This window comes from Providencia sp. PROV122, from assembly GCF_028482365.1.
In the GTDB taxonomy this organism is placed as follows: domain Bacteria; phylum Pseudomonadota; class Gammaproteobacteria; order Enterobacterales; family Enterobacteriaceae; genus Providencia; species Providencia stuartii.
The window spans coordinates 111,634-132,168 of record NZ_JAMPQI010000001.1 but is presented as its reverse complement, the minus strand read 5'-3'; the positions used below and the strand labels follow the sequence as shown (position 1 = coordinate 132,168).

The 20,535-nt window shown below is 41.3% G+C and carries 14 protein-coding genes; 5 read left to right on the top strand and 9 right to left on the bottom strand.

From position 1 onward, the window contains the following. Positions 1-9: 9 nt before the first annotated feature. The gene (gene dnaX / locus PSE69_RS00595; RefSeq protein WP_004922436.1) at positions 10-1,941 is read right to left on the bottom strand and encodes a DNA polymerase III subunit gamma/tau; all 1,932 of its coding nucleotides are present in this window, start codon (positions 1,939-1,941) and stop codon (positions 10-12) included. 108 nt (positions 1,942-2,049) lie between these two features. Beyond that, positions 2,050-2,601: an adenine phosphoribosyltransferase gene (apt, locus tag PSE69_RS00590; protein ID WP_004922439.1), complete on the bottom strand. Its 552-nt coding sequence runs from the start codon at positions 2,599-2,601 to the stop codon at positions 2,050-2,052. Between the two features lie 146 nt (positions 2,602-2,747). Here apt and priC point away from each other — a divergent pair, with 146 nt between their 5' ends. Next, entirely contained in the window at positions 2,748-3,296 is a 549-nt protein-coding gene (gene priC / locus PSE69_RS00585) for a primosomal replication protein PriC (RefSeq protein WP_053110366.1), read from the top strand. 82 nt (positions 3,297-3,378) lie between these two features. Here the strand turns inward: priC and PSE69_RS00580 are convergent, their stop codons facing one another. Further along, positions 3,379-4,344, bottom strand: coding sequence for an FUSC family protein (locus tag PSE69_RS00580; RefSeq protein WP_014656558.1), 966 nt, complete (start codon positions 4,342-4,344; stop codon positions 3,379-3,381). Positions 4,345-4,745: 401 nt separating this feature from the next. Between PSE69_RS00580 and PSE69_RS00575 the strand changes: the two genes are divergently transcribed. Further along, a complete protein-coding gene (locus PSE69_RS00575; protein ID WP_014656559.1) occupies positions 4,746-4,916 on the top strand; it encodes a DUF2496 domain-containing protein in 171 nt (56 codons plus the stop codon). Between the two features lie 6 nt (positions 4,917-4,922). Here the strand turns inward: PSE69_RS00575 and mscK are convergent, their stop codons facing one another. The 3 genes from mscK to acrR all read right to left on the bottom strand — a co-directional run bounded on the left by mscK (position 4,923) and on the right by acrR (position 9,399). Further along, complete coding sequence (mscK, locus tag PSE69_RS00570) at positions 4,923-8,300, bottom strand: mechanosensitive channel MscK (RefSeq protein ID WP_230088941.1); 3,378 nt, start codon at positions 8,298-8,300, stop codon at positions 4,923-4,925. Positions 8,301-8,380: 80 nt separating this feature from the next. Further along, entirely contained in the window at positions 8,381-8,734 is a 354-nt protein-coding gene (locus PSE69_RS00565; RefSeq protein ID WP_004922455.1) for a DsrE/DsrF/TusD sulfur relay family protein, read from the bottom strand. A 14-nt stretch (positions 8,735-8,748) separates the two neighbouring features. Next, the gene (acrR, locus tag PSE69_RS00560; RefSeq protein WP_004922458.1) at positions 8,749-9,399 is read right to left on the bottom strand and encodes a multidrug efflux transporter transcriptional repressor AcrR; all 651 of its coding nucleotides are present in this window, start codon (positions 9,397-9,399) and stop codon (positions 8,749-8,751) included. Between the two features lie 133 nt (positions 9,400-9,532). Between acrR and PSE69_RS00555 the strand changes: the two genes are divergently transcribed. The 3 genes from PSE69_RS00555 (at position 9,533) to PSE69_RS00545 (ending at position 15,241) form a co-directional block, all read left to right on the top strand. Beyond that, a complete protein-coding gene (locus PSE69_RS00555) occupies positions 9,533-10,720 on the top strand; it encodes an efflux RND transporter periplasmic adaptor subunit (RefSeq protein ID WP_004922461.1) in 1,188 nt (395 codons plus the stop codon). A 15-nt stretch (positions 10,721-10,735) separates the two neighbouring features. Then, positions 10,736-13,897 carry an efflux RND transporter permease subunit gene (locus PSE69_RS00550; RefSeq protein ID WP_004922465.1) on the top strand — a complete coding sequence of 1,054 codons (3,162 nt, stop codon included), beginning with the start codon at positions 10,736-10,738 and terminating at the stop codon, positions 13,895-13,897. 414 nt (positions 13,898-14,311) lie between these two features. After that, positions 14,312-15,241: a two-partner secretion domain-containing protein gene (locus PSE69_RS00545; protein WP_014656561.1), complete on the top strand. Its 930-nt coding sequence runs from the start codon at positions 14,312-14,314 to the stop codon at positions 15,239-15,241. 129 nt (positions 15,242-15,370) lie between these two features. On the opposite strand, the gene PSE69_RS00540 is transcribed toward PSE69_RS00545, so the two are convergent. From PSE69_RS00540 to pyrG, 3 genes are all read right to left on the bottom strand, one after another. Further along, positions 15,371-16,756, bottom strand: coding sequence for a DASS family sodium-coupled anion symporter (locus PSE69_RS00540; protein WP_004922475.1), 1,386 nt, complete (start codon positions 16,754-16,756; stop codon positions 15,371-15,373). 319 nt (positions 16,757-17,075) lie between these two features. Beyond that, a complete protein-coding gene (eno, locus tag PSE69_RS00535) occupies positions 17,076-18,377 on the bottom strand; it encodes a phosphopyruvate hydratase (protein ID WP_004922479.1) in 1,302 nt (433 codons plus the stop codon). A 63-nt stretch (positions 18,378-18,440) separates the two neighbouring features. After that, positions 18,441-20,078: a glutamine hydrolyzing CTP synthase gene (pyrG, locus tag PSE69_RS00530; protein ID WP_004922482.1), complete on the bottom strand. Its 1,638-nt coding sequence runs from the start codon at positions 20,076-20,078 to the stop codon at positions 18,441-18,443. Between the last annotated feature and the right edge of the window lie 457 nt (positions 20,079-20,535).

Below are 20,535 nucleotides of genomic sequence, written 5' to 3'. Positions count from 1 at the left end.
ACTGTAGCGTTAAACGGGGCGAATACTCTCTTCATCTAGCTGCGCATCAAACATTGAGCGTAGCTTTTGAATCGTTTTATCCGCAATAATTGACTGACGGGCTTGCGCCAGTTTCTCTTCATAAATCGCCTGTCGCCATTCAAGTGGCGTTTTTACTGCCGTATTATCATCTTGAACGATTTTCAGTTCAACAGGTTGACCATAATGTTGGCTCAATGCACTTTGTAACGCTTCATGCGCTGAAGGCTTATTCAAATGACGCTGTGCTGAGCGTAAATGAAGTACAATGTGCGAGCTGTCTATTTTCTCTATATATGAATTCAAAGCTAATTGTTCAACCAGCTTAGGAATATTTAATTGTGCGATCTCGGCAGACCAGCTATCACGCGCCCGACCTTCTTCAGTAATTTTCGCGGCTAATTCCGGGGTTTTCTCATATTCCAACGCTTCTTTTATTTCTGTTGGTGTTGTAACCGCCTCTTTGGTATTAGCCTCTTCAGACTGTGGACGCCACTGATAAGGTTTTGGTTTCGCCGCTTTTTTTGCGTCAGATGCGCGGCTAGCCATATTTTGTTGGTGCTGGCTAGTGACGGCGGCCAGCCTCTCAAGTGCTGACATCGCCGGCTTAGCCTTTTCAGGCGCGGCCGGTTTATTCTTTTTTGCGTCAGGTCCCTCATTTTGAGAGGAGTGTAACGCTTCCTTTGCTTTTAGTAGCTGCAATGTCGGGCTATTTTCCGATATTGCAGCATTTGCTGTTGCCGCTGTTGGCTTAGGCGGTACAGAACGAGCAGGCTCTATCGCTGTCGGTGCTGGTGCAGCCACTACCGTGGGTGTCACTGGCTCCTCAATAATGCTTTTGGGATGGAATGCCAGTGCACGTAACAGCGCCATTTCAACCCCCATGCGACGCTCAGGGGCATAGGGAAGATCTCGACGACCAACAAGCAAGGTTTGATAAAAGAGTTGCAAATCAGCAGGTGAGATCATTCGGGCAATTTGCCTGAGCCGCCCCTCTGTCGATGATGGATCCGTCTCTTTAACGGCTGGTAACAGCTGGATCATGGCAATACGATGCAACAAGGAGAGGATTTCAACCAGCAAATTCTCCCAATCCGCTCCTCGGCTCGCCGCATGCTCTACCTCTGACATGACCGCAATACCGTCAGCTCGAACCAAGGCTTCGATGATAGCGAGTGGCTGCTCATCATCGAGCGTGCCGAGCATTTGACTGACAATATCTGCCGTCACTTTTCCTTGCCCCATCGCAATCGCTTGGTCAGTTAGGCTGAGGGCATCTCGCAAACTGCCATCAGCAGCGCGAGAGATCAGTTGGCGCGCGCGAGTATCGTGTTCAATATTTTCTGCGGTGAGAATATGCTCAAGTTGCTCGCTGATCTGGCTGACATCCAACGCTTTTAGGTGGAATTGCAAGCAACGTGACAAAATAGTCACTGGCAATTTTTGCGGATCTGTCGTCGCCAAAAGAAATTTGACATGTTCAGGCGGCTCTTCAAGGGTTTTTAACAACGCATTGAAGCTATGGCGCGATAGCATATGAACTTCGTCAATCAGATAAACTTTGAAGCGTCCACGTGCAGGGGCATACTGAACGTTATCCAGTAGCTCTCGCGTATCTTCCACCTTTGTTCTGGATGCCGCATCAATTTCAATCAAATCCACAAACCGCCCTTGTTCTATCTCTTGGCAATTTGTGCATTTACCACAAGGTGTCGCAGTGATCCCCGTTTCACAGTTAAGACCTTTAGCAAACAGACGAGCAATTGTCGTCTTGCCGACACCACGAGTGCCTGAAAAAAGATAGGCGTGGTGAAGCCTCTGGTGTTCCAGACCATTTGCAAGCGCGGTCAATACATGTTGTTGACCTACGACATCTGAAAATTTTTGGGGGCGCCACTTACGGGCAAGTACCTGATAGCTCATGAATTATGCAGTTTCTAAACATGGTATATAGCACCATGCTACCACAGCCTCTGCCCTTACGGCGAGACCGTGATAAAAATAGTAAGGAAAATAGTGAGGAAACGAGAATTAGTGACCTGGGAACTCGACTAAGCTAAATGAGTGGATCCCTTCTGCGGCAAGGCGCTCCTCGCCACCTAAATCAGGTAGGCTAATAATGAAGGCAGCATCAACAATTTTAGCACCGAGTTGCTTGATCATTCTTACTGTCGCTTCAATCGTTCCCCCTGTTGCCAGCAGGTCATCAATGACTAAGACGTTATCTTCAGGCTGGATACTGTCTCGATGGATTTCAAGAGTATCTGTACCATATTCCAAGTCATAGGTCATACTTAATACTTCACGGGGCAATTTCCCTTTTTTACGTACAGGAACAAAACCAACCCCTAAACGTAATGCGACTGGTGCACCAAACAGAAAACCGCGGGCTTCAGTACCTACAATTTTAGTTACCCCTTTATCTTTGTAATGGTCAACCAACAAATCGATGGTGGCCTGATAAGCAGCAGGGTTATTTAATAGTGTGGTAATATCGCGAAATAGCACCCCTTCTTTTGGGTAATTAGGGATGGTTGCAATACTTTCTTTAATTAATTGCAGTTGTTGCTCTTTAGCAGTCATAATAAGTGCCAATCAGTATAGTAAACACGAAAAGGTAGAATCTATTTAAAGTACCATAAAAATGCAATAAGGGGCTGCTTATTTGCGGCAAGTTTTATTGTTACACATCAATTTTCCATGATTTTTCACTTTTAGCGAGAACAAAAATGAAAGTACAGCCTCTTTTAGATGCGCTAAAAACGCAAATTGACGCATTGCAAGCTCGTATTGCGCCTATTGCAGATCAGGAATTTTCACACGCTCGCTTTGATACTCAGCTTTTTAGTACAAAATCAACGCATCTAGGAGATTGCCAGAAAGAGTTAGATAAGTTGTATCAGCAACTTTGTCACAGTGTGTCACTCAACCATAAAGAACAAGTTAACTTTCTGACAGAAAAAATTGCTCACCAAATTCAAGCGCTGTCTCGTGAACTATCGACACAGGGCTTACGTAAAAAGGAGAGTCATTATCAAGAAAAGAAAGAGCAAGTCGACCTATATGAGCGTTTATCCCAACATCAAGACTATGAGCGCCGTTTATTAGCAATGGTGAGTGAACGCGAATTACAGCTAAACAGTCTAACCAATCAGGCACAACGCCACCAATGCCAAAAAGATATCGCCGCATTAGCCGGCCGTTTATACCGTTGCCGACAAGCGTTGATACGAATCGAAAAAGCAATAGAACATCAAGAAAATCAATATTTAGATTAAATAAAGCGAACCATTTTTGGATGTAGCCTCATTCCATAACAGAAAACGAAGGCTACACATTGCTTTATATTAATAATATTGATTACTTACCTTTCATAACCAATTTAATACAGTAGCTACTTACTATCGCAAATAGACCCCCTATCAATGTTTCCATGATCCTTTCGGACAATAAGTGATAGTCAACATTATTAAAGTAAATCGACATTTCAATAAGCGATAATACAAGCCCTGTGAGACAAATTGTTCCAAATACGTTATTTTTCTTTGTATTACTAATTGGAATTAAAAACGAAAAGAGAAGAATTAATGCAAAACCAATGTATGGCATTAATACCGATGCGTTAAATGCTAAGTAAAGAACAAAAACAACAATCAATGTGCCAATCACTCTATCACGAGTTAATTTAACAATATTTGTTAACTTAGGATTTAATACAAAAATAAAGGTCAAAGGTGCCCAAAAGAAGTGATCAACGTTGATTGCTCTTGATGATAAGACACAACATAATAAACCAACTGCGTAGATCAGTGACTGGCAGATCAAATGGTAAGTGACCCTATCCCTTTTTAATGAAATATACCTTTTAATTTGAAAAAAAGTAATTTTCTTCCGTTTACTGATGCTATAACAAAAGGTTAGTGTTATGAACGTCCCGATCAGTAACCCTATCACCAGACCATCAAAACTGGATTTATTCAATGTCGCCCCTATGATGAAGAAAATCATAAAGTACTTAAATGACATCTCTAAAGAGGAGTCAACATTATAAAGTTGATAGTAGAAAAAAGGTGATAAGAATAAAACAATAAAAAATAGATAGCTAAAACCTAAATAGTAGCCAAGTGCAGTTCCTACAAAAACAAACAGCGAGCATAATAATGAATAAATTATATTTTTATAACGTGTGGCTTTATTAAAAATAGTATAACCATGAAGTGTTGATAGCGAGCTCCATAACGTCGCATCAATACCTGCAATATAATAAGTAACAATAAAACTTATCACTATACAAATTGTTAAATAAAAACTTTCTGATAATTTCACCACAAAATCACCTAGTTATACCACTAATAATAACTAGCAACATTAGCACGCATATAATTCAATAACAATAAATATACTGTCATAATGTTAATAAATAAAGAAATAACAATTTTTAGATTATCAAATCAATGCAATCTATTTTCAGTCATCAATAAAAGATGAGTTGAATTAATAATTTTCCGATATATTTAACATTAGTAGTATCATTATTCGATTTAGCAATTCATATACTCATGATAAATATGCTCAATATCTGTTCATGTTTTACAGTGAAAATCATCACCGTTATCATTAAATAATATCAACTTGCTCACATTTCGATAAAAATTTAATATCTATCAATATATAAATAGCAAAAAATTCGTATCATAATAGCCCGCTGTCAATAATAAGGAGTCAGAATGGATTCTTTAAAAGATGCCCCAAAAGAAACACAGCTTGCTGTTGATTTAATCTACTTACTTGAAACATCAGATATTGAAACTGATATTGTTCTCAAAGCCCTTGAAATTGTAAAACATGACTATTTAGTCAAACAGGCTGCCGAAGCAACCTGTTTAACCGATGACTAAACCGTGTTAATCGTTATCCCCTTTCTTTAAATTTGGGTCACGCTTAATTTCTTGGATCACTTCACCTTGGTCATTATGAAGGTGAACTTCTAGTTGGTTAAAGGCGATATTGATATCGTTTTCACGGCATAACCTGTCGATTGCACGGTGTACTTCATCGCTGGTCGTTCCTCTATCACCAATTTGGCGTACATAAAAACGCAATTCATGATCTAAGGTGCTCGCCCCAAATCCTGTGAAATATACCGCTGGTGCAGGATCTGTCATCACCTTACTATTCGATGTCGCCGCATTAAGTAGCACTTGTTTCACTTTATCGAGATCAGAGCCGTATGCCACACCAAGTGCAACCGTGATCCGCGTGACGGTATCTGAAAGCGACCAGTTAATTAGGCGTTCCGTTACAAATGCTTTATTTGGGATGATCACTTCTTTGCGATCAAAATCAATTATGGTTGTTGCTCGAATACGGATCTTACTCACCGTACCTGAGTAGGTGCCGATAGTCACGGTATCGCCAATACGGATCGGGCGCTCAAATAACAAAATGATCCCGGAAACAAAGTTAGCAAAGATTTCCTGCAAACCAAAACCTAAACCAACCGTTAATGCGGCCGCTAACCATTGCAATTTGCTCCATGTGATACCTAGCATACCTAGAGAAGTTATCGCCCCGATCCCGACAATAATGTAAGTTAAAATTGTCGTGATCGCGTAGGTTGAGCCTTGACGTAATTTTAACCGTGATAATACTAAAACCTCTAATAATCCCGGCAAGTTACGAGTCATGATCCATGCCACCACAATAATCACCATAGCCAATAATAAGTTTGCTAAGGTCACCGACTGTAAGGTGTTGCTACCTTCGGCGGTCGTTGCCGTGTAATGCCATAAATCAACACTATCTAAAAATGAGAAAATAGTAATGAAATCAGACCAAATGGCATAAAAACCTAATGCAAAGATAATAAACAAGACCATTGTGGTTAAGCGCAATGATTGTTGGCTAATAAGCTCAATCGTCATTGGTGGCTCTTTAATTGGCTCGTTCTCACTCTCCTCTTGGTTTTGTGCTTTACGACGCTCAATTGCGCGTTGATAAGCGAGTTTCCGAGCCACTAATGTTAGACCACGTAAACACGCATTATAAGTGATATACCAAAGCAGCAATAAATACAGGCTATCTAACCAACGATTAGCAAGACGCAACGTTGTATAGTAGTACCCAGCCATCATTAAACCAATCAATACCAAAGGCGAGAACGTTAATATTGTTATCACTACTGAACGCGTTAAATGGCTGCCCTTCTCTTTCCAAATATGTTTGCAAAATGGCAATGTAAAAATAAACAGCATCAACAATGACAATAAAACAATTAATTGCCCAATCACGTCTTCAGAAACTTTTAGAGGATTAATCACCCCATACGTAGAAAAATAAATTAATGGCAATAAAGGCAGTGACAGACGCGTTACTCGACGCCGTGTTTGTGCGGCAAATTTGGGGTCAATACCAAAATGTTTTTCTGCAATTCCTTTGGGTTTTAACACACGCCAAGTTAATTCAAATAACACCCAAAAAGTGGCTAATTGCAAACAGAGCGCCCAAACAAATTCGCCTTGAACATTACCCGTTTTTAAAAACCAATAACCTAAAGCCACCAGCACTAACGCCGTCGGTAAGGTTTGCAAAAGAGTCAAGAACAGCGCGAATGGCGTATTTAATAAACTATCTTGCCTTAAGCTAGATAAGCTTTGATTTATCTGTTGTAGGCGAGCCGAAATTTTGTGGTATAACCAAACAAACACTAACGCCAATAATAGCAGTGGAACAACGACAAATAATGAGTTTGTTATTCCTTTTTTGATGCTGCCTTTTGACAGGCTAAAATCAAAATTATTGATTTGTTGTGTTGCCGCTTCTGGAAATGCACTGACCCAAGTAAGGTCGATCGGCTTATTACTGTTTACCCAGAAAATTTGTTGCGCCAACGTATGTTCCAGTGAACTCACTACACTCAATAACTGTTTTTGGTCGAGCTGCAAATTAATGGCCTGAGAAATTTGGTTACCTAATTGCAGGTTTAATTCATCTAGTAATTCACGCCTTACATCCAGCAGCTTCGTTAATGCCTCTTTATCTTCTGTGGAAAGTAATTGGCTATTACCTTGCTCAGCGCCTGATTTTTCTGCTAATTGCTTTTCTATATTCGCAATATAATTATTCACTTGGTATAAAGCGTCACGTTGTTGATTAACGTCAAACTGCTCCAGACGTAAATCAGCAATCGTATTAGGCAGATTTTTGGTTAAAATATCATCAGGAAGGTCAATTTGTTGCTGGAATAAAATACGCGATAACAATAGGCTTCCACGTAGGACATTAATTTGCTCTTTCAAGTTGCGTTCTGATTGCGTTGCTCGTTCTAGCCACGCTTTCACGCGAATGCTATTTTGTACCATGCGGTTATTTCCTTGAGTGACTTCAATCAAGCGCTCACTCAGGGCATTATTCATCGCTAATTCTTTTTGAATTAATGGGTTTTGTTTTAGTTGTAAATCGCTTTCAGTGGAGGTTTGTGCTTCTCTTGCCGTTGCTTCAGAGTCATTAAGCCGTTTATCACTGATATAGGATTGAAGCAATTCAATCCGTTTTTCAAGTTGTTCGATATAAAAAATCGTATAGTCACGTTGCTTTTGTAATACTTCTTGCAACTGAGTATTGCCTTGTAATACCCGCTTTTGATATTCATTTTGTTGTTGCAAATAATTCTGCTCTATTTGCAGTAGCTCAATTTGCGTATCGCGTAACTTTGCCGAGTCATTAAATACATTATTTAATTCATTGCGAATTTCTTGTAACCGACGAGCATTCTCCAACATGATGGTTTGCGCCCTTTCAGGCTGAGTTTGCAAACTAATTAAATAGCTATTATAGCTAGCCAAATCATTTTGCTCTGCTTGTAGCTGCTCTAAGGTATTACTGAGCATAGTTTCCAGCTGACTTTGGGGAATGTTTTTGATGCTATTAGCAAAATTCAGTGCATCTTCTTCGCTACTCTTTTTAAGCTGCTGCAAAGCACGAACAGCATGCCTTGCATCTTCACCCGCTCTATCTAGACTTTTTTGCAGTTCATCCGACTTGCTATCAAGTTTGTTTAACTCATCATAAAAACCCAGCGACTTTTCAATATCTGCAATAGCCAGTTTATCTTCAGCACTAGGATGGCTTTTTTTATTTAATGTATTCAGTTTATTTTGAATATCATTTTTATTTGGAAGAGAGCTATTTACCACCGCATGGCTATAGCCAGAAAAAAGCAACATAAAGAGTGCGCAAATCATGATGAATTGCCGAACCCATTGATATTTAGTCGTCTGCATGGATGAACCCATAAAAGGTTTTTTGTATCTTGTTGAGCCAATAATGTACTGCTAACTTTTGCTAACAGCACATTATATTTTTAAAATGTCAGAACCTTATCTGCTTCTAATGTCCAAGCTGCAAGTTCAACTAAAGTGCCAATTTCCACGCCATCGGCTAAGGGAAGTTCACTCACACCACGTGCATCTGTGCAGGTTTTGCATAATTTCACCGCCACTTGCTGTGCCGTTAGAATTTCCAACATCTGTTGAATATTATATCCTTCTTTCGGCTTTTGCCCCTTAAGACCCGCTGTAACCGCATCTGACATTAAAAACACTTTCAGTTCTGTTTGTGGGTGCTGCTCTTTGAGTGTAATCGCCAAACGTAATGAGTTAAATAAAGTTTCATTACCATAAGGGGCGCCATTAGCAATAATCAAAATTGATGACATGGTATTTTCTCCGGTTATTCAGTCTGATCCGTTTTTACGCGTAATGATGGACTGTATTTCAATGTTTCTAGCATCGTTTCCACCAATATTTCCGTACGTTTATGTATCTTAAAACTATCAGGCTGCAATAACCAGTTTTCAAGTAACCCAGCCATCATGGCGCGGATCATAATTGCCCCACACTCTAAATCGAGATTAGCTGGGAGTTGCCCTGCTTCAACACAATGGCGTAGGAGTTCAATGATACGATGATGGCTAGCAACGTAATTCTCTTTTTTTAAATCAACAATGGCCGCCATTTCCCCTACCAATTCACACTTGTGGAACAGAATATCCATCAAAGCGCGGTTTTTAGGGCTTTCAATAAAATCTGTCAAAATATAAACTAAAATTTCTTTTAGAATTGCCAGTGGATCATTACTATACTTCAAACGATAATAATTTTCGGCCTGTTGTATTTGACTGTCACTAAACTCACAAGCTTGGTGGAATAGGTCGACTTTATTTTTGAAATGCCAGTATATCGCTCCGCGGGTCACACCAGCGGATTTGGCAATATCGGCTAAAGATGTCGCCGATACACCTCGTTCAGAAAAGGTTTTGATGGCAGCATCTAAAATTTCCTGACGGGTTTCTTCGGCCTGTTGTTTAGTTTTTCGTGCCATTGTAACTCGTTTATCGACAAAGCTGATTTACATACATTCGTGTATGTTTGTACTATAGCATAGTGATAAATCTTATTGTTTACCATTTTTCTTATATTGTTTTTTACTCATGTTGATTAATTGAGGTTAACTTATGCGAAAAAACAGAGGGGTGTTACCTCTGGCTCTGTTGGTTCTTTCAGGTGGCTTAGCTTTATCAGGTTGTAACGATGAACAGAAAGGTGGCGGTGAACGCCCGGCGCCTGAAGTAGGAATTGTTACGCTAAAAGCCGAACCTCTGACTATCAAGACCGAATTACCTGGACGTACATCCGCATATCGTGTCGCAGAGGTCCGTCCACAGGTAAGTGGCATTATACTCAAACGTAACTACAAAGAAGGTAGCGATGTTGAGGCCGGAACGTCTTTATATCAGATAGATCCAGCGCCTTTCCAAGCCACTTATGATAGTGCGAAAGCTGAACTTGCTAAAGCGCAAGCTAATGCAAATTTGGCCGGTTTGACGGTAAAACGCTACAAGCCACTTTTAGGTACTAATTACATTAGTCAGCAAGAATACGATCAGGCAACATCAACTTATGCACAAGCTTTAGCGGCTGTGAAAGCAGCAGAAGCTGCCGTTGAAACTGCGCGTATTAATCTGAACTATACCAAAGTTACTGCGCCAATCAGTGGTCGCACGGGGAAATCAAATGTCACCGAAGGTGCTTTAGTTTCTTCTGGTCAAGCCACTGAGTTGATGCGAGTTCAACAGCTTGACCCTATCTATGTTGATGTGACGCAATCCAGTGAAGATTTCTTGCGTCTACGTAACGAGATAGAAAAAGGCGCTCTACAAAAAGAGCCGGGCAAAGCCCCTGTGAGCTTAGTCATTAATAATGGCCAAGAGTATGCCCAAAAAGGTGCTCTGGAATTCTCTGATGTCACTGTGGATGAAACAACAGGTTCAATCACAATGAGAGCAGTCTTCCCGAACCCAAATAAAGAGCTTATGCCAGGAATGTTTGTGCGCGCTATCTTAGAAGATGGTGTCATGGAAAAAGCGATTTTGGTTCCTCAACAAGGTTTGGCTCGTACTCCACAAGGTGACGCTCAAGTCATGGTGGTAGGTAAAGACGATAAAGTTGAAGTCCGAAAAGTAAAAACAGCACAAGCTGTAGGCAACAAATGGCTAGTCACTGATGGTTTGCAAGATGGCGATCGCGTTATTGTGATTGGCCTCCAAAAAATCAAACCAGGTCTTGTTGTCGTTCCTAAGGAAGCTAATTTAGAAGCGCAATCTATAGACAATCAGGCACAACCTGAACAAAAGTCTAAGTAAGGGAGCGGTTGATTAATGCCTAAGTTTTTTATAGAAAGACCAATTTTTGCATGGGTAATTGCTATTATTACTATGCTTGCTGGTCTGTTGGCAATTATCAAGTTACCTGTGGCACAGTATCCGACCATTGCACCGCCGTCTGTTTCTATCTCGGCAAACTATCCGGGCGCCGATGCATCGACGGTACAGAACACAGTGACTCAGGTTATCGAACAGAATATGAATGGTATCGATAACTTGGTGTATATGTCATCAACCAGTGATTCATCAGGTTCTGCTAATATCATGCTGACGTTTGAAGCCGGTACGGATGGCGACATTGCACAGGTTCAAGTGCAAAACAAACTTCAGCTCGCGATGCCATTACTTCCCCAAGAAGTACAGCAACAAGGTATTAGCGTTGATAAATCTACCAGCTCATTCTTAATGGTAGCCGGCTTCGTTTCTGCCGATGGCTCAATGGGACAATATGATATTGCCGACTACGTTGGCTCTAATATTAAAGACCCACTTAGCCGTGTTAATGGTGTTGGTGAAACACAGTTGTTTGGTACGCCATATGCGATGCGTATCTGGTTAAAACCAGAAATGCTCGTTAAGTACAACATGACAACAACCGATGTTATCAATGCAATTAAAGTACAAAACAACCAAGTGGCGGCAGGTCAATTAGGGGGAACACCTCCAGTTGCAGGCCAACGCTTGAACGTTTCTATCATTGCACAAACCCGTTTAAACAACCCTGAAGAATTCGCCAATATCCTCTTACGAGTCAATAAAGACGGTTCTCAAGTACGTTTAAAAGATGTAGCAACGGTTGAACTTGGCGCTGAAAACTACAGCACCATTGCGCGATTTAATGGTAAAGCCGCAGCAGGTATCGGTATTAAGCTAGCGACGGGCGCTAACGCGCTGGATACGGCGAACAATGTCCGTGCAGCACTAGCGAATATGGAACCATTCTTCCCTGAAGGGTTAGAAATTGTTTATCCATATGATACAACGCCATTCGTTAAGATTTCGATTAACGAAGTTGTTAAAACGCTCGTTGAAGCAATCATGCTGGTTGTTGTAGTAATGTATCTGTTCTTACAGAACATTCGTGCCACATTGATACCAACAATTGCGGTTCCTGTCGTCTTGTTGGGAACATTTGCCGTCTTGGCCGCATTTGGATACTCGATCAACACCTTAACCATGTTTGCGATGGTACTCGCTATCGGTCTTCTCGTGGATGACGCCATCGTTGTGGTTGAAAACGTTGAACGTGTTATGCAAGAAGAAGGTTTATCACCAAAAGAAGCAACCAAGAAGTCCATGGGGCAAATTCAAGGTGCGTTGGTGGGTATCGCCATGGTACTGTCCGCGGTATTTGTTCCAATGGCCTTCTTCGGTGGCTCAACAGGTGCAATTTACCGTCAGTTCTCCATTACCATCGTTTCAGCCATGATCTTATCGGTACTGGTTGCAATGATCTTAACCCCTGCACTTTGTGCCACTATATTAAAGCCAATTAAAAAAGGCAGTCATGGTAGCCAAAAAGGGTTCTTCGGCTGGTTTAACCGTACATTCGAAAAGCAAGCACACCACTATACTGATAGTGTTAGCCGCATGTTGAATGGTACAGGCCGTTACTTGCTCATTTATCTCGTATTAGTGGCAGGTATGGCGTTAATGTTTATCCGCCTTCCTTCTTCATTCTTACCAGAAGAAGACCAAGGGGTATTCTTAGCGATGGTTCAATTACCACCAGGATCAACGCAAGAGCAAACACAAGCTGTACTGGATGAAGTTAACACTTACTTCCATACCAAAGAAGAACGTAACGTTGAGTCTGTCTTTACCGTGGGTGGATTCAGTTTCGCGGGTCAAGGCCAAAACATGGGTCTCGCATTCGTGGTTCTGAAGAATTGGAGTGAACGTAAAGGCGATGAAAACCACGTTGAAGCGATTGTGGGTCGTGCAAACGCTGCACTATCACAAAAGCAAGAAGCATTGATTTACGCCTTTAACCTACCTGCTATTGTTGAGTTAGGTACGGCCAACGGCTTTGACTTTGAATTGGTTGACCAAGGTAACTTAGGACATGATGCCTTAATGGCGGCACGTAACCAGTTACTTGGTTTAGCGGCTCAACACCCTGAAATTTTGCAAGGTGTTCGTCCTAACGGGCAAGATGATACATCACAATACCGTATCTATATTGATCAACAAAAAGCGCAAGCACAAGGTGTCGCTATTGCAGATATCAATGCAACGCTTAGTTCAATTTTCGGTGGTACTTATGTAAACGACTTTATCGACCGTGGTCGTGTTAAGAAAGTTTACGTACAAGGTGATGCAGAAAGCCGTATGCTACCTTCGGATATTAGTTCATTGTATGTTCGAAATGCCGAAGGGAACATGGTGCCATTCTCTGCCTTCTTGGATGAATCTCAAGATCCTTGGAAATATGGTTCACCGCGTTTAGAGCGTTATAACGGTGTTCCTTCAATGAACATTCAAGGGCAAGCAGCATTTGGTCAAAGTACGGGTGATGCTATGCTGATGATGGAAAAACTGACAACTGAAAACCTACCGAAAGGGATTGGTTATGAGTGGACAGGTATGTCATATCAGGAACGTTTGTCTGGTAACCAGGCACCTGCCCTGTATGCTATCTCACTGATTGTTGTCTTCCTATGTCTGGCAGCCCTATATGAGAGCTGGTCTGTACCATTCTCTGTTATGTTGGTTGTTCCATTGGGTATTATCGGTGCATTACTGTTTACCTCCGTTCGTGGACTGTCGAACGACGTTTACTTCAAGGTGGGCCTCTTAACAACCATTGGTCTGTCGGCGAAGAACGCAATATTGATTGTTGAATTCGCCAAAGACTTGATGGAAAAAGAAGGCAAAGGATTAGTTGAAGCGACATTAGAAGCTGTGAAAATGCGTTTACGACCCATTCTGATGACATCACTGGCCTTTATGTTAGGTGTTATCCCACTGGTATTCAGTAATGGTGCAGGTTCAGCAGCACAGAACTCCGTTGGTACAGGCGTTCTGGGTGGTATGTTCGCTGCAACCTCACTGGCTATCTTCTTCGTTCCTGTATTCTACGTGGTGATCCGTCGCCGCTTTGCAGGAAAAACAGAAGAGCTTGAGCATGCTCATCCAGTCAAAAAAGCCGAATAATTATATTCAGCTAAAATAATCGCTAAGGGCCACAACAGTGGCCCTTTTTAATGCATTACTTGTCAGCTTAAGCGTGACATTATTCTTCCCTTCCCTATAACGCCTGACGCAGTCAATGCCATTCGATACCACAAGAGATACTAAACACCAAATAATCATTATTATTCATTTAAATTAACGCTTAATTGAAATAGGTATCTTTGCGGCTCTACTGATAGTCATTGTTTACAATCTCACCTCACATACCCTTAAGTTAAATATCTCTTATTAAATCAAAGCAATAATTTATTTATTATATGTTCACTCTTTTTGTTTTTGATTATCTCCCCATATTTTTTGATATGGTTAACTGCTTTCCCTTACCGATATACTTTAATTAAATTTATAGGATCTTTCATTGCAAGGAGCATCACCATGCAACTACGTTACCGTTGTATTACCTCGTTATTTTTATTTACCTTTTACCACTACGCAATCGCATCCACCAACACAACTCAAGCCAAAGTCATCAATATTACCGCTCCATTAGAGAACCATATTTCATTTAACCGCTTTGAAACACTCTCTTCTAATGAACATGGTTTAGTATTTAATAATGATATCAGCGACAATAGCGCTCTCGGTGGGAAAGCCGCTAAAATGATCCTTGCCGAAGTGACCGGGAGCGAAGCTACAAATATTCAAGGGGTCATTGGTATAAAAGGCCAAACAGCCAACTTGGTCATTGCTAATCCTAATGGCATTACATGGAACAACGGCTCTGCAAGCAATATTGCTAGCCTATCATTGGTCGCAGGGAATTTTGAAAGACAGTTTATTAAAGACAAAACAGATCCCAAAAAACTGCTACCGAAACCATTAAAAGACTATAGCCAATTAAAATTTACCGTCTCTCCCGGTAGTCAAGTCACCATTAATCAACAACAAGCTAACCCTATACAGTTATCTAAAATCAATGTATTCGCTGACCGTATAAAACTACAAAATGCTGTCAACATCACCTCTGCCGTCCAAAACTATCTAAGTAGCTCAGGTAATGCTTCTCTCTCTATTCGTGAAGGTCTACTGGTTTCAGGAGCAAAATACAAAGCAACAACACTGCATAGTGAAGGGAGCCAATTCGAACTAAGTGAAAATGGTAAACTGACGGGGCGTTCTATTTTACTCGAAAGCCATCGATATCAATGTAAGGACAGCTTTATGTGTCCACAAAATAAGATTGATATAAAAGGTCTCATTGAAGCGATGAACTTTTCTTTACAGGGGGATAGCCAGTTTGCCCTTACAGGACGATTACGCCTTGGCAGCAACCAGCAAGAGTTGGTGAGACAAACTGTCGAATAATCATTGAGTATAAAATGCCATTTTATTCCTTTACTCTTTGACTATTACCTTAAGCCGAGCGGGGCTAAATAGCTGGAGGCCTCATCAATATGAGGCCTCCAATCACTTTGCGGTTATGACTGACTCGAATTACAGCCAGAAGAACCAAGCAAATAGTGATATCACAATAATACAAGCAACGTTTAACACTGCACCAACACGCACCATCTCGATCTGCTTGATATAACCAGAACCAAAGACAATAGCATTTGGCGGTGTTGCCACTGGTAGCATAAAGGCACAAGATGCACCAATACCAATAATCATCGTCAATGCCATAACAGGCATGCCCAATGCTTCAGCTACGGTAGCAAAAATAGGTACTAACAACGCCGCACTCGCTGTATTACTTGTAAATTCCGTTAAGATAATGATAAACGTAGTGACCGCTAAGATAATGACGAACCAATGGCTTTGACCAAAAGTCATTTGCATCCAGTCAGCCATAATCTTACTTGCACCTGACGAACTTAGAATAGCGCTCAGTGTTAAACCACCACCGAACAGCATCAATACGCCCCATTCCGTGTTTTTCTGGATTTGCGCCCAGCTCGCAACACCAGTTACCCCGATAAGTATTGCTGCACTTACGGCAATAATCGTATCCAGATCTTTAACGCCACCTAATGCTTTACTGATAAATGTACTAGTGATCCAGCACAGCACCGCGATAAGAAAGATGCACATCGCTGTGATACGTTTACCATTCCATTCCACATGCTCTAGCTCTAATTCAAAGCGATGCTTCAAATTTGGACGTAGCATCATAAACATCAGCACAAACATCATTGGTAACAGCACAACCATAATTGGAATGCCATATTTCATCCATGACAAGAAATCCAAGCCAAGTGCAGAAGCTGCGATTGCGTTTGGTGGACTACCAACAATGGTACCTAAACCACCAATACTCGCACTATAAGCAACACCTAATAGAACAAACACGAAGGTGTTACGTTCATGACGCGCATCCAAATTAGAAAGGATACCTAACACAAGGGGTAGCATCATCGCGGCTGTTGCCGTGTTACTAATCCACATTGATAGCAGTGCCGTTACACCGAATAGCAACACCACGGCTACGGATAAACGCCCACGTGCTACCATTAATAAACGGTTAGCGATCAGCCGGTCTAGGCCTTGAATATGCAACGCTGTCGCCAAAGCAAAACCACCAAAAAATAGGAAAATAATTGGGTTTGCAAATGACTTCAAGGCATCGCCTGTATTCATCAAACCAAGACCAACCGCTAAGATTGGGATACATAATGCAGTGATAGTAACGTGTATCGCTTCAGTCAACCAAAGCACACCAATAAATACCATCATTGCAAGCCCAGCATTCGCTTTATCATCAAATGGTAAATATTTTAAAAGTAAAATTAGCAATACGATATCAACCGCTAAAATCACCCAACCTTTTACATTTGATGGCGTTGGCCCAACAGAAGGTTTCAGAGATTCAGAAGCATCCATATTCACTCCATTGGCTTATCAGCATCCTAGTGCCCAAGCTCTTGTTAATATTTATTTACAGTATGGGGAATATAGAGTTAATCGAATGAAATTCAAATGTAGATGATGCAAAATTGAGAGCTGTACCGCGCAATTAAACACTTTTTTCATTTGATACATAAAAAACTATCGATTTTGTGAACATCTAAAAAATGATGAGTCCGTGTAATTCCTTAGCAAAAGATAAAGAAATTTAAACAAAAAAATGGGGGGATGGGGGCTAATAAAAAACGGGAAGACAATGCTCCCCGTTTTGAGAAATAACTCAACCTAGCTTAAATTATGCTTGGCCTTTAACTTCTTTCAGACCATTGAATGGAGCACGGTCACCCAATGCTTCTTCAATGCGGATCAATTGGTTGTATTTAGCAACACGGTCAGAACGGCTCATAGAACCTGTTTTGATTTGGCCTGCCGCAGTACCAACCGCTAAGTCTGCAATGGTTGCATCTTCAGTTTCACCTGAACGGTGAGAGATAACCGCAGTGTAACCCGCATCTTTCGCCATTTTGATAGCAGCCAATGTTTCAGTCAGAGAACCGATTTGGTTGAATTTAATCAGGATAGAGTTAGCAATGCCTTTCTCAATACCTTCTTTGAGGATCTTAGTGTTTGTAACAAACAGATCGTCACCAACCAATTGGATTTTGTCACCAAGCACTTTAGTTTGGTATGCAAAACCATCCCAATCAGATTCGTTCAAGCCATCTTCGATAGAAACGATTGGATACTCTTTAGTCAGACCTTCTAAATAATGAGTGAACTCTTCAGAAGTAAAGGTTTTACCTTCACCTTTTAGCTCATAGTTGCCAGTTTCTTTGTTATAGAACTCAGAAGCCGCACAGTCCATCGCCAGAGTGACATCTTTACCTAATACATAACCAGCTTGCTCAACAGCTTCTTTAATAGCACCTAGTGCAGCAGCGTTAGATTCTAGGTTTGGCGCATAACCACCTTCATCACCAACAGCGGTGTTCATGCCTTTAGCTTTCAGTACTTTCGCTAGGTGATGGAAAATTTCAGAACCCATGCGAACAGCGTCTTTCAGTGTTGAAGCACCAACTGGCTGGATCATGAACTCTTGAATGTCGACGTTATTGTCAGCGTGCTCACCACCATTGATGATGTTCATCATTGGCAGAGGCATTGAATATTGACCGTGAGTACCGTTTAGGTCAGAAATATGCTCATAAAGAGGCATACCTTTTGCCGCTGCTGCCGCTTTCGCGTTAGCTAATGACACAGCCAAAATCGCGTTCGCACCAAATTTAGATTTGTTATCAGTACCATCTAGATCAATCATGATCTTATCGATAGTCGCTTGGTCTTTTGCATTTTGGCCAATCAGCGCTTCTGCAATTGGGCCATTAACAGCGGCAACCGCTTTCAGAACGCCTTTGCCCAGAAAACGTGATTTATCACCATCACGCAGTTCCAGTGCTTCACGAGAACCTGTAGATGCACCTGATGGCGCGGCTGCTAAACCAACAAAGCCACCTTCTAGATGAACTTCAGCTTCTACAGTTGGGTTACCACGAGAATCAATGATTTCACGACCGATCACTTTAACGATTTTGGACATTAGGTTTTCCTCAGTACAAGTTAAATTGTGGGGAGCAGGCACATCTGCCTACCCCGCCATATCTTATTTCAACTCACCTTTCTGGTAGCTACCAGCGGCTTTAACAAAACCTTCAAACAATGGGTGACCATCTCTTGGCGTTGAAGTGAATTCAGGGTGGAACTGGCATGCCACAAACCATGGGTGATTTGGATTTTCAATAATTTCAACCAGTTTGTTATCCACTGAACGACCTGCAACTTTTAGCCCCGCATCTTCAATGCGTTTTAGCAACAGGTTATTCACTTCATAGCGGTGACGGTGACGTTCAACAATCGTATCTGCACCATACATATCACGAACCAAGCTGTCTTTAACTAAGTGGCATGGTTGACCACCAACACGCATGGTTCCACCAAGATCGCTCTCTTCAGAACGCACTTCTAGGTTACCATTTTCATCACGCCATTCAGTAATTAGCGCAACGACTGGGTATTTACAGTTTGCATCAAACTCAGTTGAGTTTGCACCTTCCATATTGGCAACGTTACGTGCAAATTCAATCAAGGCAACCTGCATACCTAAACAAATGCCTAAATAAGGCACTTTATTTTCGCGTGCATATTTCGCTGTCATGATCTTACCTTCGATACCACGCTCACCGAATCCACCCGGAACAAGGATAGCATCTAAGCCTTTTAATAGATCAACACCACGAGTTTCAATATCTTGTGAATCAATCAGTTTGATATTCACAGTTAGGCGATTTTTCAATCCACCGTGTTTTAAAGCTTCAATAACTGATTTATAAGCATCGGGTAATTCAACATACTTACCAACCATACCAATGGTCACTTCACCAGTAGGGTTTGCTTCTTGATAAATCACTTGTTCCCATTCAGCAAGGTTTGCTTCGCGGCAGTCAAGATTGAAACGCTTACAGATATACTCATCTAAGCCCTGTGATTTCAACATACCAGGGATTTTGTAGATGGAATCAACGTCTTTGAGTGAAATAACCGCTTTTTCAGGAACATTACAGAACAGTGCAATTTTTGCACGCTCATTCGCAGGAATAACGCGGTCTGAACGACAGATCAGCACATCTGGCTGAATACCAATGGATAGCAGCTCTTTAACAGAATGCTGAGTTGGTTTAGTTTTCACTTCACCCGCTGCCGCCAAATAAGGAACTAAAGTCAGATGCAGATAGAGTGTGCGTTCACGCCCTACTTCTGCCGCCATTTGACGAATAGCTTCCAAGAATGGCAATGATTCGATATCACCAACTGTTCCGCCAACTTCGACTAAAACAACATCATGACCTTCACCACCACGGATGATGCGGTCTTTAATTTCATTGGTAATATGAGGGATAACTTGGATAGTCGCGCCAAGATAGTCTCCGCGACGTTCTTTGCGCAATACTTCTGAATAAACGCGCCCCGTTGTAAAGTTGTTGCGACGCGTCATTTTGGTACGGATGAAACGCTCATAATGACCTAAATCCAAGTCAGTTTCAGCGCCGTCTTCTGTAACGAAAACTTCCCCGTGTTGGGTTGGGCTCATTGTCCCTGGATCAACGTTGATGTACGGATCCAGTTTCATAATGGTGACATTGAGTCCACGGGCTTCGAGTATAGCCGCCAAAGAGGCTGCGGCAATGCCTTTACCCAGAGAGGATACGACCCCGCCGGTCACAAAAATATAATTAGTTTTCATGCTGAACCTGAAAGTTTAGGTTTAAAAGATGATGGATATAACAGGACGGGAAAACAGTATACCCGAACCTTAATTTCGCTACAAATGTTCTAAGCATAATAAGGTTAATTTTCCTCTATATTCCATTAATATCAGCTAGTTAAAATAAAAAATATTTTCTAGCCCCAAACAAGGTTGATTAACATGCAAACAGCAACAGTGCTATCACTCAAGCCATTTAACCCATTAAGTGACTTTGCTTACCATAGCTTTTGAGACACAACAGCGTAGAAACTGTTTTCCCTAAAGTAAAATAGCAATGTGAGTTTACTCATCATATACCTATTTTAGGTTAGCAAATTTGCGTTATGATGCCACTCATAACACTTCACCTCTCTTTAATTAGTGTCTCTATACAGAAACACCTCCTAAGGCTAGCATATTTTTCGCAAAAGCTAAATCCTTTCAGCAAAACTAG

Bases quoted from the DNA above. Each gene is read 5' to 3' on its own strand.
- dnaX (WP_004922436.1), bottom strand. From the start codon at position 1,941: ATGAGCTATCAGGTACTTGCCCGTAAGTGGCGCCCCCAAAAATTTTCA.
- apt (WP_004922439.1), bottom strand. From the start codon at position 2,601: ATGACTGCTAAAGAGCAACAACTGCAATTAATTAAAGAAAGTATTGCA.
- priC (WP_053110366.1), top strand. From the start codon at position 2,748: ATGAAAGTACAGCCTCTTTTAGATGCGCTAAAAACGCAAATTGACGCA.
- PSE69_RS00575 (WP_014656559.1), top strand. From the start codon at position 4,746: ATGGATTCTTTAAAAGATGCCCCAAAAGAAACACAGCTTGCTGTTGAT.
- mscK (WP_230088941.1), bottom strand. From the start codon at position 8,300: ATGCAGACGACTAAATATCAATGGGTTCGGCAATTCATCATGATTTGC.
- PSE69_RS00565 (WP_004922455.1), bottom strand. From the start codon at position 8,734: ATGTCATCAATTTTGATTATTGCTAATGGCGCCCCTTATGGTAATGAA.
- acrR (WP_004922458.1), bottom strand. From the start codon at position 9,399: ATGGCACGAAAAACTAAACAACAGGCCGAAGAAACCCGTCAGGAAATT.
- PSE69_RS00555 (WP_004922461.1), top strand. From the start codon at position 9,533: ATGCGAAAAAACAGAGGGGTGTTACCTCTGGCTCTGTTGGTTCTTTCA.
- PSE69_RS00550 (WP_004922465.1), top strand. From the start codon at position 10,736: ATGCCTAAGTTTTTTATAGAAAGACCAATTTTTGCATGGGTAATTGCT.
- PSE69_RS00545 (WP_014656561.1), top strand. From the start codon at position 14,312: ATGCAACTACGTTACCGTTGTATTACCTCGTTATTTTTATTTACCTTT.
- PSE69_RS00540 (WP_004922475.1), bottom strand. From the start codon at position 16,756: ATGGATGCTTCTGAATCTCTGAAACCTTCTGTTGGGCCAACGCCATCA.
- eno (WP_004922479.1), bottom strand. From the start codon at position 18,377: ATGTCCAAAATCGTTAAAGTGATCGGTCGTGAAATCATTGATTCTCGT.
- pyrG (WP_004922482.1), bottom strand. From the start codon at position 20,078: ATGAAAACTAATTATATTTTTGTGACCGGCGGGGTCGTATCCTCTCTG.